Annotated in this window: 10 protein-coding genes; 8 read left to right on the forward strand and 2 right to left on the reverse strand. The window is 73.7% G+C overall.

Annotated features, from left to right (window positions below):
- On the forward strand, positions 1-1,569 hold the full coding sequence (locus QSK00_RS09800; RefSeq protein WP_285590046.1) for a GMC family oxidoreductase: 1,569 nt from the start codon (positions 1-3) through the stop codon (positions 1,567-1,569).
- Between the two features lie 325 nt (positions 1,570-1,894).
- Here QSK00_RS09800 and QSK00_RS09805 read toward each other — a convergent pair whose 3' ends face one another.
- On the reverse strand, positions 1,895-2,344 hold the full coding sequence (locus QSK00_RS09805; RefSeq protein ID WP_285590048.1) for a hypothetical protein: 450 nt from the start codon (positions 2,342-2,344) through the stop codon (positions 1,895-1,897).
- Positions 2,345-2,418: 74 nt separating this feature from the next.
- Between QSK00_RS09805 and QSK00_RS09810 the strand changes: the two genes are divergently transcribed.
- Together QSK00_RS09810 and QSK00_RS09815 are read left to right on the forward strand one after the other, a co-directional pair.
- Positions 2,419-3,267: a siderophore-interacting protein gene (locus QSK00_RS09810; RefSeq protein WP_285590050.1), complete on the forward strand. Its 849-nt coding sequence runs from the start codon at positions 2,419-2,421 to the stop codon at positions 3,265-3,267.
- Positions 3,268-3,325: 58 nt separating this feature from the next.
- The gene (locus tag QSK00_RS09815) at positions 3,326-4,036 is read left to right on the forward strand and encodes a hypothetical protein (protein ID WP_285590052.1); all 711 of its coding nucleotides are present in this window, start codon (positions 3,326-3,328) and stop codon (positions 4,034-4,036) included.
- A 57-nt stretch (positions 4,037-4,093) separates the two neighbouring features.
- On the opposite strand, the gene QSK00_RS09820 is transcribed toward QSK00_RS09815, so the two are convergent.
- Positions 4,094-6,928, reverse strand: a complete 2,835-nt coding sequence (locus QSK00_RS09820) for an aconitate hydratase (protein ID WP_285590053.1) — start codon at positions 6,926-6,928, stop codon at positions 4,094-4,096.
- A 341-nt stretch (positions 6,929-7,269) separates the two neighbouring features.
- Here QSK00_RS09820 and QSK00_RS09825 point away from each other — a divergent pair, with 341 nt between their 5' ends.
- From QSK00_RS09825 to fabG, 5 genes are all read left to right on the forward strand, one after another.
- Entirely contained in the window at positions 7,270-8,592 is a 1,323-nt protein-coding gene (locus tag QSK00_RS09825; RefSeq protein WP_285590054.1) for an NlpC/P60 family protein, read from the forward strand.
- Between the two features lie 52 nt (positions 8,593-8,644).
- Positions 8,645-9,733 (forward strand): AAA family ATPase, encoded by a 1,089-nt coding sequence (locus tag QSK00_RS09830; protein ID WP_285590055.1) that lies wholly within the window; start codon positions 8,645-8,647, stop codon positions 9,731-9,733.
- Positions 9,730-10,887: a DUF58 domain-containing protein gene (locus tag QSK00_RS09835; protein WP_502872023.1), complete on the forward strand. Its 1,158-nt coding sequence runs from the start codon at positions 9,730-9,732 to the stop codon at positions 10,885-10,887. The genes QSK00_RS09830 and QSK00_RS09835 overlap by 4 nt, the downstream gene beginning before the upstream one ends.
- Positions 10,887-11,855, forward strand: coding sequence for a VWA domain-containing protein (locus QSK00_RS09840; RefSeq protein WP_285590056.1), 969 nt, complete (start codon positions 10,887-10,889; stop codon positions 11,853-11,855). The genes QSK00_RS09835 and QSK00_RS09840 overlap by 1 nt, the downstream gene beginning before the upstream one ends.
- 112 nt (positions 11,856-11,967) lie before the next feature.
- Entirely contained in the window at positions 11,968-12,672 is a 705-nt protein-coding gene (gene fabG / locus QSK00_RS09845) for a beta-ketoacyl-ACP reductase (protein ID WP_285590058.1), read from the forward strand.
- Positions 12,673-12,685 lie beyond the last annotated feature (13 nt).

A 12,685-nucleotide genomic window follows, 5' to 3' on the forward strand; every position in this document is an offset into this window, starting at 1 on the left:
GTGGAGACCGAGTTCGACTACGTGATCGTCGGCGGGGGCACCGCCGGCTGCGCCGTGGCCGCGCGGCTGTCCGAGGACGCCGACGTCAGCGTCGCGCTGATCGAGGCCGGGCCCTCCGACGTGGGCGACGACGCGATCCTCGACCTCTCGCGCTGGATGGAGCTGCTCGAGTCGGGCTACGACTGGGACTACCCGATCGAGCCGCAGGAGTCGGGCAACTCCTGGATGCGCCACGCCCGCGCGAAGGTGCTGGGCGGCTGCTCGTCGCACAACTCCGCGATCGCGTTCTGGGCGCCGCGGGAGAACCTCGACGACTGGGCGGCGTCGGGTGCCACCGGATGGTCGGCCGAGGAGTGCTACCCCTTCTACCGCAAGCTCGAGACCGCGCTGGACACCCTCGACGAGGCCGAGGCGCCCGGACGGGGCACGGACGGGCCGGTCACCATCCGCACCGTGGGCGACCTCGACCCCTGCGGCGAGGCCCTGCTGCGGGCCTGCGACCAGGTCGGGCTGCCGACCACGCCGTTCAACACCGGCCGCACCGTGGTGCGCGGAGCCAACTGGTTCCAGGTCAACGCGAAGCCGGACGGCACCCGCTCCTCGGCCTCGACCGCCTACATCCACCCGAACCTCGACCGGCCGAACCTCACGGTGCTCACCGGTTACCGGGCGGAGAAGCTCACCGTCGACACCTCCGGGCCCCGCCCGCGGGTCACCGGCGCCCGTCTGCGCACCCCGGACACGCGCCGGGCGGTCGAGGTGACCGCCCGCCGGGAGACCGTGCTGTCGGCCGGCGCGATCGACGGCCCGAAGCTGCTCATGCTCTCCGGCATCGGGCCGGCCGAGCACCTGCGCGAGGTCGGGATCGACGTGCTGGTCGACGCGCCGGGCGTGGGGGAGAACCTGCAGGACCACCCCGAGGGCCTCGTGCAGTGGGAGGCCCTGCAGCCGATGCCGACTGCGTCCACCCAGTGGTGGCAGATCGGCATCTTCGCGGGCTCCGAGGGCCGGACCACCCCGGACCTGATGTTCCACTACGGCTCGGTGCCGTTCGACCTCAACATCGTCCGGTACGGCTACCCGACCTCGGAGAACACCTTCTGCCTCACCCCCAACGTCACGGGGGCGCAGTCGAAGGGCACCGTGCGGCTGGCCTCGCGCGACTTCCACGACAAGCCGAAGGTGGACCCGCGCTACTTCACCCACGAGCACGACCGCGAGGTGATGATCCGCGGCATCCGCGTGGCCCGGGAGATCGCGGCGGCGCCGGCGCTGCAGGAGTGGGTGGGCAAGGAGCTCGCGCCCGGGGAGCAGGACTCGACCGACGAGGAGCTCTTCGAGTACATCCGCAAGACCCACAACACCGTCTACCACCCCTCGTGCACCGTGAAGATGGGCGCCGAGGACGACCCGATGGCGCCGGTGACCCCGACGTTGCAGGTCAAGGGCGTGGACGGGCTGCGGGTGGCGGACGGTTCGGTGATGCCGGACCTCATCACCGTCAACCCCTGCATCACCACGATGATGATCGGCGAGCGCTGCGCGGACTTCATCAAGCGCGGGGTCTGACGGCCCGGGTGTGAGACTGCGGGCGTGAGCCCGCGACGCGGTCCCGGCCGGACCCGGGTGCGCAGCGCCGACGAGACGCTGCCGCCCGGGACCGGGGACCTGTTCGTCTCGCAGGTGCGGCTCGATCCCGACGACGGTTCGGCGGGGTATCCGTGGGACCTGCCGGTGGTCCGGGCGCTCCGCGCGGCGGGCGGACTCGCGTTCGACCGGCCGGTCACCTTCGTGGTCGGCCTGCAGCGTCGACCCCACGATCACCACTGCGGCCTCGTCGAACACCAGTTCGTCCATGCCGCGGAGACTGGTGGGACCCCCCGACAGTCACGGATCAGCACGATCGGGGCGGCCCGGCGAGCGGCGGCATCCCGCCCGCCGGCGCCCTCGGGTCCGCCTCCCCGCCCCCGGACACCACGGTGACCGGCCCCCCGGGCGTCGGCGCCACCAGCAGGTCCACGTCCGGGTCCCGGAAGCGCGCCTCCAGCCAGGCCACGCGCACCGTCCGCGGACCCACCCACGACACCGCCACCCCCGCGGCCGCCGCCGACCGCGTCGCACCCACGACGCGCAGGACCGGGTCGCCGTCGGCGGGACAGCCGGCCGGCGTCAGGGCCAGCGCGGAGCCGAACGGACTGCCCGCCCCCGCCGAGCTCTGCACCCCGACGGCGTCGACCACCCCGTCGGGCGCGGGCACCCGCAGCACCTCGATCCGTTCCGCGTCCGGCGCGCACGCCCCGAGGACGACGAGCGCCAGGACCGCGACGACCAGGAGCCGGGACACGGCAGCGATCCTGTCCAGGTCTCGTCCGATCTGCACTAGTTAGGGTAGCCTCACCTCGCCGAACGAGGAGGGGCATGACCACCGAGGCCACCCGGACCAGCACGCCGTACGCACTCCGCCACGCCGAGGTGCTGGACACCCGACGGATCACGCCCGGGACGGTGCGCGTGACGCTCGGCGGGCCCGACCTCGTCGACCTCCCGCACGCGGCGCCCGACGGCTACCTCAAGCTGTTCTTCCCGCGTCTGCGCGGGGAGGTCCCGACCCTCCCGGAGGTCCCGGCCGACGGCGACATCGGCCGCTGGTACCGCACCTACCTCGCGATGCCCGACGCCGAGCGGCCGCCGATGCGCACCTACACCCTCCGTCGCCGCCGCGACCACCCCGGCGGCGTCGAGATCGACGTCGACCTCGTCCTGCACGGCGACGGCCCGGGCTCGACGTGGGCCCGGGACGCCGCCGCCGGCGACCGGGTCGCCTTCACCGGCCCCTACGGCCTGTACGGCCCCCGCGCCGAGCACGACTCGGTCCTGCTCGTCGGCGACGAGACGGCCGTGCCGGCCATGGGCGCGATCGTCGAGTCCCTCCCCACGGGCACGCGGGCGGAGGTCGTGGCCGCGGTCTCCTCGGGCGCCGAGGTCACGAGCTTCACGACGGCGGGCGAGGTCGGGGTGAGCTGGGTCCACGGCGGCCCGACGCTGCTCGAGGTCGTCACGCAGACCGACCTGCCCGGGGAGCGGCCCTACGTCTGGCTCGCCGGCGAGGCCGGCACCGTCCGGGAGCTCCGGCGCCACCTCGTCCGGGAGCGCGGCGTCGACCGGAAGGACATCCAGTTCTGCGGCTACTGGCGCCGTGGGAAGAGCGAGGACCAGGCCGCGGCGGAGGCCATGGCGGCGAGCGGAGCGACCGGGGAGGACGATTGAGCGGCCGCCGAGCGGGGCGAGGAACTCGCCGAGTGAGGCGCGTGTCAAGGTGAGCCCCGTGCGCGAGCTGCTCTGGTCGACCTTCCTGCCCTGGGCCCGGATTCCCGGCACGCCGTCGTACCGCACGGTGGAGGCCCCCGCCGACCTGCCCGGGTACCGCCCGTACGCGGGGGACCACGAACTCCCCGGGGCCACGGTCGACGACACCCGGTCCCGCCGTGTGTACGCCCGCATCCTGGCCGCGGAACCCGAGCGGGTGGCCGAGGCCGCGGCGCTGCTCGACCGGCTCGGGTTCGGGCACGGTCCCGACGACGAGGCCTGGCGCGCGGTCGGTGCCTGGTTCGCCGCCCGCGAGCCGGACGCCGTCACGCCGTCGCTCGCGCTCGACCTCGGGCTGCTCCTCGGCCGCCGGCTCGTCGAGGCCCGTGAGGGTGCCCGGTGGGCGGCCGACGCCGACAGCGTGCAGGCCTACCCCCAGGTGGTCCTGGGGGAGAGCGGCACGGTCATCGCGCTGCCGCTGCAGGCCGTCGAGGCGCACGCCGACCTCGGCGAGGTCCTGACGACGGGTCTGGAGACCGCGGAGCACGACGCCGCCGCGGAGTTCACCGCCTGGCTCGACGAGACCCTGGCCGAGCGCGAGGGCCCGCTCGACGACGGCGAGGTGGCCTGGATGCTCTCCGAGTGCGGCCTCGAGGAGCTGCCCGACGAGGCGCGGGAGCGGCTCGACGAGCACGCAGCCCGCACCGACCCGACGTCGGGAACGGCCTAGAGACGCCGACGGGCGGCGCTCCTCGTCGAGGAGCACCGCCCGTGGCAGGGGTCGTGCCTAGCCCAGCATCTTGCGGAGCACGAACGGCAGGATGCCGCCGTTGAGGTAGTACTGCGCCTCGCCGGGCGTGTCGATGCGCAGGCGCGCGTCGAACTCGACCGGGCTGGCGTCGTCCGAGCCGTCGCCGGTGGCCTTCACGTGCACCGTCTCGGGCACGCCGCCCTCGTTGAGCTTCTCGACGCCGGTGATCTCGAAGGTCTCGGTGCCGGTCAGGCCCAGCGAGTCCGCGTTCTCGCCCTGCGGGAACTGCAGCGGGAGCACGCCCATGCCGACCAGGTTGGAGCGGTGGATGCGCTCGTAGGACTCGGCGATGACGGCCTTGACGCCGAGGAGCGTCGTGCCCTTCGCCGCCCAGTCCCGCGAGGAGCCGGAGCCGTACTCCTTGCCCGCGAGGACCACCAGCGGGGTGCCCTGCTCGGCGTAGTGCTGCGCCGCGTCGTACACCGCGGCCTGCTTGCCGCCGTCGGTGTAGTCGGCGGTGTAGCCGCCCTGGTCCAGTGACCCGCCGTCCTCGGTGGGCAGCAGGTTGCGCAGCCGGATGTTGGCGAACGTCCCGCGAATCATCACCTCGTGGTTCCCGCGCCGGGAGCCGTAGGAGTTGAAGTCCTTGCGGTCGACGCCGTGCTCCTGCAGGTAGCGACCGGCGGGGGAGTCCGCCTTGATCGACCCGGCGGGCGAGATGTGGTCGGTGGTGACCGAGTCGCCCAGCTTCAGCAGCACGCGGGCGCCGGAGATGTCCGACACCGCCGACGGCTCGCGGTCCATGCCCTCGAAGTACGGGGGCTTGCGGACGTAGGTGGACTCGTCGTCCCAGGTGAAGGTCTCGCCCTCGGGGGTGGGCAGCGAGGTCCAGCGCTCGTCGCCGGCGAACACCTCGGCGTAGCGCGAGGTGAACTGCTCGGCGGACAGCGAGGACTCGATGACCTCCTGGATCTCCTGCGGCGAGGGCCAGATGTCGGCCAGCGTCACCGGGTTGCCCTGCGCGTCGTGGCCGAGCGGCTCGGTCGACAGGTCGAGGTCCATCGTCCCGGCGAGCGCGTAGGCCACCACCAGCGGCGGGCTGGCCAGGTAGTTCATCTTGACGTCGGGGTTGATGCGGCCCTCGAAGTTCCGGTTGCCGGAGAGGACCGCGGTGACGGCGAGGTCGTTGTCGTTGATCGCCTCGCTGATCTCCTCGGGCAGCGGGCCCGAGTTGCCGATGCAGGTGGTGCAGCCGTACCCGACGAGGTTGAAGCCAAGCTTCTCCAGGTAGGGCAGGAGCCCCGAACGCTCGTAGTAGTCCATGACGACCTTGGACCCGGGCGCGAGGGAGGTCTTCACCCACGGCCGACGCTCGAGGCCCTTGTCGACGGCGTTGCGCGCGAGCAGGGCCGCGCCGATCATCACCGACGGGTTCGAGGTGTTGGTGCACGAGGTGATCGCGGCGATGGTGACGGCGCCGTGGTCGAGCTCGAGCTGCGTGCCGTCCTCCAGCGTCACCGGCACCGGGTTCGACGCGCGGCCGCCCGGGTCGACCGGCTGGCGGTGCACCGACGGCTTGTCGTCCTCGCCGTTGGGGTGCTCGGCGGGCGGGTCGGAGGCCGGGAACGACTCGACGTCGGACTCCTCGGACTGCGACGTCGCGGCCCCGTCGTCGTCGACGTAGTCGGGCAGCGACGCGCGGAAGGAGTCCTTCGCGGCGTCGAGCTGGATGCGGTCCTGCGGGCGCTTCGGGCCGGCGATGCTCGGCACGACCGTCGACAGGTCCAGCGACAGCGTCTCGGAGTAGTCGGCCTCGTGCGACGGGTCGTGCCAGAGGCCCTGCTCCTTGGTGTAGGCCTCGACGAGCTTGACCTGCTCCTCGTCGCGCCCGGTGAAGCGCAGGTAGTTCAGCGTCTCGTTGTCGATCGGGAAGATCGCGCAGGTGGAGCCGAACTCGGGGCTCATGTTGCCGATGGTGGCGCGGTTGGCCAGCGGCACCGCGCCGACGCCCTCGCCGTAGAACTCGACGAACTTCCCGACGACGCCGTGCTCGCGCAGCATCTCGGTGATCGTCAGCACCAGGTCGGTGGCGGTGGCGCCCGCGGGCAGCTCACCGGAGAGCTGGAAGCCCACGACCTTCGGGATGAGCATCGACACCGGCTGGCCGAGCATGGCCGCCTCGGCCTCGATGCCGCCGACGCCCCAGCCCAGGACACCCAGCCCGTTGACCATCGTGGTGTGCGAGTCGGTGCCGACCAGCGTGTCGGGGTAGGCCTGACCGCCCCGGACCATGACCACGCGCGCCAGGTGCTCGATGTTGACCTGGTGGACGATGCCGGTGCCGGGCGGGACGACCTTGAACTCGTTGAACGCCGTCTGGCCCCAGCGCAGGAACTTGTAGCGCTCCTCGTTGCGCTCGTACTCCAGCTCCACGTTCTTCTCGAACGCGTCCGGGGTGCCGAAGAGGTCCGCGACGACCGAGTGGTCGATCACCAGCTCGGCCGGGGCGAGCGGGTTGACGCTCGACGCGTCGCCGCCCAGCTCCGTCACGGCCTCCCGCATGGTGGCGAGGTCGACGATGCAGGGGACGCCGGTGAAGTCCTGCATCACGACGCGGCCCGGCACGTACTGGATCTCGGTGTCCGGCTCGGCCTGCGGGTCCCAGTGCGCGAGGGCGTTGATCGAGTCCTGGGTGGTGACCAGGCCGTCCTCGGTCCGGAGCAGGTTCTCCAGGAGCACCTTGAGGCTGAACGGCAGCCGCTCGTACCCCTCGACCGCGCTCAGGCGGAAGATCTCGTACGAGGTGCCGTCGACCTCGAGGGTCCCCTTGGCGCCGAAACTGTCGACGCTCCCGCTGGCCTCTTCGCTCACGCGTCTCCTCCTCGTTCCCGACGGCCCGTGGTGGGGACCCGTCGGTGCTGGCTGCTCTCGCGGCCGGTCTGCGGATGTGGTGCCCAGCGCCGCGGCCGGTCAGTCCTGGTCGGCGATGGGGTGGGCGGCTCGAGGGCCGCGCCGAACCCCTCTCGCGGGGAGTCTGTCGCACGCCCCCGGACGGCGCACCCGCACCCCCGGACCTGCTGCGACCAGGTTACGACGATCACGCCGGGCGGGCCGGGTGCCCTGCGACACGCCCACGGGCGCGTGGTGGCGCCGCGCCGCGGACCCGAGCTGATCCACTACGGCCGCCGGTGGACGGGCCAGGGGGTGGACAGGTGGTGCGAGCGGTCGTCCTGACCGGCGTCCTGCTGCTCGCGCTCGCCGCCCCGGCCCTCGCGCAGACCCCGCCGCCCCCGCCGCCCGGCGGGAGCGCGGACGCCGCGTCCGAGGTGGGGCGGCTGGTCGGCCAGCTCTCGACCCTGCAGTCGCAGCTCGACGACCTCGCCGCGACCGCCGGACACCGCCGCGAGCTCGCGAACCGGGCGGTCGCCGACGAGAGCGCCGCGCAGGCACGCGTCGCGCAGGCCCGGGCCGACGCCACGACCGCCCGGCAGGAGGCCGACCGGGTCGCCGCGGAGGCCGAGCAGGCCCGGTCGCAGGTGGACGCCTGGGTGGCCGCCCAGTTCCAGCAGGCCGACTCCGCGAGCGTGCTCGCCGCGCTGGCCGGCACGAACGGTCCGGACGACGTGGCCGAGCGCCTGCAGCTGCAGGGCCTCGTCGCCGCCGAACAGACCCAGGCCCTCGACGGCTACGAGCGGATGCGGGTCGACGCGGCCAACGCCGACTCGCGGGCCCGGAGGGCCGCGGCCGACGCGCAGGCCGCGGCGGACGGGGCACGGTCGGCCGCCGACGCGGCGCGGGACCAGCTCGCCGCCGCCCAGTCCGCCGTGGCCTCCCAGCAGCAGCGCATCGCCGCGGTCACCGCGCAACGGGCGGCCGCCCAGGCCCGGCTCGCCACGCTCGAGGCCTCCGACGCGGCCCTGGCCGCCCAACGACGGCGCGCCGAGGCCGCGCAGGCAGCTCGGGACCAGGCGCAGAGTGCCGACGACGCCGCCCGCCGGGCGGCCGCGCAGCAGCGGCTCGCCCGCGCCGCCCCCCGACCCGCCGTGACCACGCCGGACCCACGGCCCCCGTCGGGAACGGCTCCGGCTCCGACAGCGCCTCCCGCACCCGCCGACCCCGTCGAGATCGTCATTGACCGGGCCCTCTCGGAGCTCGGCACCACCTACGCGTGGGGCGGCGGGAACGGCCAGGGCCCGACGAAGGGCGTCCGGGACGGCGGCGTCGCGGACGCCTTCGGCGACTTCGACCGGACGGGCTTCGACTGCTCCGGGCTGATGGTCTACGCCTTCGCCGGCGTCGGGAAGCAGCTCCCGCACTACTCCGGCTACCAGGCCGACGCCGGGCCGAAGTTCCCGCTCGACCAGCGTCGCCCCGGCGACATGCTCTTCTGGGCCGACGGTGACGGCATCCACCACGTCGCGCTCTACCTGGGCGACGACATGATGGTGGAGGCCCCGGAGTCGGGGAAGGTCGTGCGGGTGACCCCCGTGCGGTTCGACGACGAGATCGTGCCGACCGTGACCCGTCTGCTCTGAAGCCCGCCACCTCACCCCACGTTGTCGGTGGGGGTGGGTACCGTCACGCCCGATGTCTGACGAGGGAGAGCGTGTGTCTGCTGCGGAGAACCCGGCGACCCCCGCGCACGACGCCGAGCAGCTCGAGCGCACGATGGTCGAGGTCAAGCGGGTGATCGTCGGCCAGGAGCGCCTGGTCGAGCGGATGCTCGTCGGCCTCCTCGCCAAGGGCCACCTGCTGCTCGAGGGCGTCCCGGGCGTGGCGAAGACGCTCGCGGTGGAGACGTTCGCGACGGTGGTGGGCGGCAGCTTCGCCCGCATCCAGTTCACGCCGGACCTCGTGCCCTCCGACATCCTCGGCACCCGCATCTACCGGCAGGGTCGCGAGGCGTTCGACGTCGAGCTCGGACCGGTCGTGTCGAACTTCGTCCTCGCCGACGAGATCAACCGCGCGCCCGCCAAGGTGCAGTCGGCGATGCTCGAGGTGATGGCCGAGCGGAAGGTCTCGATCGGCGGCGTCAGCCACCCGATGCCCGATCCCTTCCTCGTGCTCGCCACGCAGAACCCGATCGAGAACGAGGGCGTCTACCCCCTGCCCGAGGCCCAGCGCGACCGGTTCCTGTTCAAGATCCTCGTCGAGTACCCCACCGCCGAGGAGGAGCGCGAGATCGTCTACCGGATGGGCGTGCGCCCGCCGACGCCGCACGCGGTGCTCGACCCGGCGGAGCTGCGCCGGCTGCAGGACGTCGCCGCCCAGGTCTTCGTGCACCACGCCCTCGTCGACTACGTCGTGCGCCTCGTCGTCGCCACCCGGTCGCCCGCGGAGCACGGCATGTCCGACGTCGCCGGGTGGGTGGCCTACGGCGCCTCCCCGCGTGCCTCGCTCGGCATCATCTCGGCCTCCCGGGCGCTCGCCCTCGTCCGCGGACGCGACTACGTGCTGCCGCAGGACGTCGTCGATATCGCCCCCGACGTGCTGCGCCACCGTCTCGTCCTGTCCTACGACGCCCTCGCCGACGGGGTGCCGGTCGACCACGTGGTCACGCGGCTGCTGCAGACCGTGCCGCTGCCACAGGTCAGCGCCCGGCCGGTGGCCGTCACCGGCCCGGCCGCGCAGGCCCCGCAGCAGGGTCAGGCGCCGCAGGCGGCGGCCGGCTCGTGAGCTCGGCGGAGTCCCCGTCGCGCTCCGGGCCCTCGTGGTGGCCGCGGCTGCTCGGCCGGCTCGGGGTGGCACCGGAGGAGGAAGGAGCGGGCGTTCCCGACGCCGGGTCGGCGCCGGCCGGCGAGCCGGCCGACGATCCCGGGCGTCCGGGACGTCGCGAGGGCGCGGGCGCCGAGCCGCACCCGCCGTCGCTCGCTCCCGACGGCACCCACCTCCAGGCGGCGCTGCGCACGCTCGAGCTGACCGTGCGGCGGCGGCTCGACGGGCTGCTGCAGGGCAACCACCTCGGGCTGGTCCCGGGGCCCGGGTCGGAGGCCGGGGACGCCCGGGTCTACCAGCCCGGCGACGACGTGCGACGCATGGACTGGTCGGTCACGGCCCGTACGTCCGAACCGCACATCCGCGAGACGATCGCCGACCGCGAGCTGGAGACCTGGCTCGTCGTCGACCTCTCCCCGAGCCTCGACTTCGGCACGGGCGGGTGCGAGAAGCGTGACCTGGCCGTCGCCGCCTGCGCCGCCGTGGTGCACCTGACGCAGGGCGGGGGGAACCGGATCGGCGCGGTCGTCGCCAACGGCACCGGCCTGGTGCGGCTGCCCGCGCGGGGCGGTACCGCCCACGCGCACGGCCTGATGCGGCGCATCGCAGGCACCCCGCGGGCGCCGGAGGGCACGCGCGGCGACCTCGTCGGTGCGCTCGAGGCGCTGCGCAACCCGCCCCGTCGGCGCGGGCTCGTCGTCGTGATCTCGGACTTCCTCGGCGACCCCGACTGGAGCCGGGCGCTGCGGGCGCTGGCCGTGCGCCACGACGTGCTCGCGATCGAGGTGGGCGACCTCCGCGACGAGGAGCTGCCCGACGTCGGGACGGTCGTGCTCGCCGACCCGGAGTCGGGGCACTCCCGCGAGGTGACCACCACCCCGACGCTGCGCCGCCGGTTCGCCGCGGAGGCGGCCGCGCACCGGGACCGGGTCGCCACGGCGATCCGCGCCGCCGGGGCGGGGCACCTGCGGCTGCGCACCGACCGGGACTGGATCGCCGACGTGGTCCGGTTCGTGGTCGCGCGCAAGCGGGGCTGGTCGGGGCAGGGGACGACGGCGATCGGCGGGAGACGCAGCGGAGCGGAGCTCGACCCGGCCGGCGGGGGTCGCGGCTGATGTTCTCGCACCCCTGGTGGCTGCTCGCGCTGGTCGTCGTCGCCGCGCTCACCGCCGCGTACGTGGTCAACGAGCGGCGTCGCCGCCGCAACACGATGCGGTTCACCAACCTCGGCGTGCTCGAGAAGATCGCGCCGAAGCGGCCCGGACGGCTGCGGCACGCCCCCGTCGCCCTGGTGCTGGTGGCGCTGACCTGCCTCGTCGTCGCCCTCGCCGGCCCGCTCGCCACCGAGCAGGTGCCGCGCAACCGCGCCACGGTGATGCTCGCGATCGACGTGTCGCTCTCGATGCGCGCCACCGACGTCAGCCCGAGCCGGCTGCAGACCGCGCAGCAGGCCGCCACCGAGTTCGTCGACCAGCTGCCGCCGGGCATCAATCTCGGCCTGGTGTCCTTCGCCGGGACCGCGACGGTGCTGGTGTCCCCGACCCGGGACCGGGAGACCGTGAAGCGCGCGATCTCGACGCTGCAGCTCGCGGAGTCCACGGCGACCGGTGAGGCGATCCAGGCGTCGCTGGCCTCGATCCGGTCGGTGGCCAGCCAGATCCAGGGGCCGGAGGAGCCGCCGCCCGGCCGGATCATCCTGCTCTCGGACGGCAAGCAGACGATCCCGTCGGACCTCGAGGCGCCGCGGGGTGCGTTCACCGCGGCCGACCAGGCGAAGCAGCAGAGCGTGCCGATCTCGGCGATCTCGTTCGGCACCGACTACGGCGAGATCGAGATCGAGGGCCGCCCGGTCCCGGTGCCGGTGGCCGACTCCGACATGCAGGAGATCGCCCGCCGCTCCGGCGGCGACTTCTCCAAGGCCGCGACGCAGCAGGACCTGCGGGCCACCTACGACACGTTGCGCGAGCAGATCGGCTACGAGTCCCAGGAGGTCGACACCGGGGGCGACTGGCTGTTGGCCGGCGCGATCCTCGTGGTGATCGGTCTCGGGACGGCCTTCGCGCTGGGTGCCCGGTTGCCCTGACTCACAGCGGTCGCCCCTACCGAGGGGTAGCCGATAGCGTTCCCGCGCCGAGGGGGTCGAGCTCCGCTGCGCTCCGTCTCCCGGCGTCGCCGATGACCGTGGGAGGACATGCGTGAGCCGGGTCGTGCTCGTGACCGGAGGCAACCGGGGCATCGGCCTCGCGATCGCAAAGGAGCTCGCAGCACGCGGTGACACCGTCGTCGTCACCCACCGCAGCGGCGAACCGCCGGAGGGCCTGCACGGGGTGGTCTGCGACGTCACCGACTCCGCCGCGGTCGACGCCGCGTTCTCGCAGGTGGAGTCCGAGCACGGTCCGGTCGAGGTCGTCGTCGCGAACGCGGGGATCACGCAGGACGGCCTGCTCATGCGCATGCCCGAGGACGCCTTCACCGGCGTGCTCGACGCGAACCTCACCGGCGCCTGGCGGGTCACCCAGCGGGCGACCCGCGGGATGATGAAGGCCCGCTTCGGCCGGCTGATCTACATCTCCAGCGTCGTCGGTCTCACCGGCGCTCCCGGGCAGGTCAACTACGCGGCGTCCAAGGCAGGTCTGGTCGGCATGGCGCGGTCGGTCGCGCGGGAGCTCGGCGGGCGGGGCATCACCGCCAACGTGGTCGCGCCCGGGTACGTCGACACCGACATGACCGCCGACCTCACCGACAAGCGGCGCGAGGAGATGATGGCGGCGATCCCGCTCGGGCGGACCGCCCAGGCCGAGGAGATCGCCAAGGCCGTCGCCTTCCTCGCCTCCGACGACGCCGCGTACATCACCGGCGCGGTCCTCCCGGTCGACGGTGGCGTCGGCATGGGCCACTAGAACCGCCACCAGA

This window comes from Actinomycetospora sp. NBRC 106378, assembly GCF_030269685.1.
Classification (GTDB): domain Bacteria; phylum Actinomycetota; class Actinomycetes; order Mycobacteriales; family Pseudonocardiaceae; genus Actinomycetospora.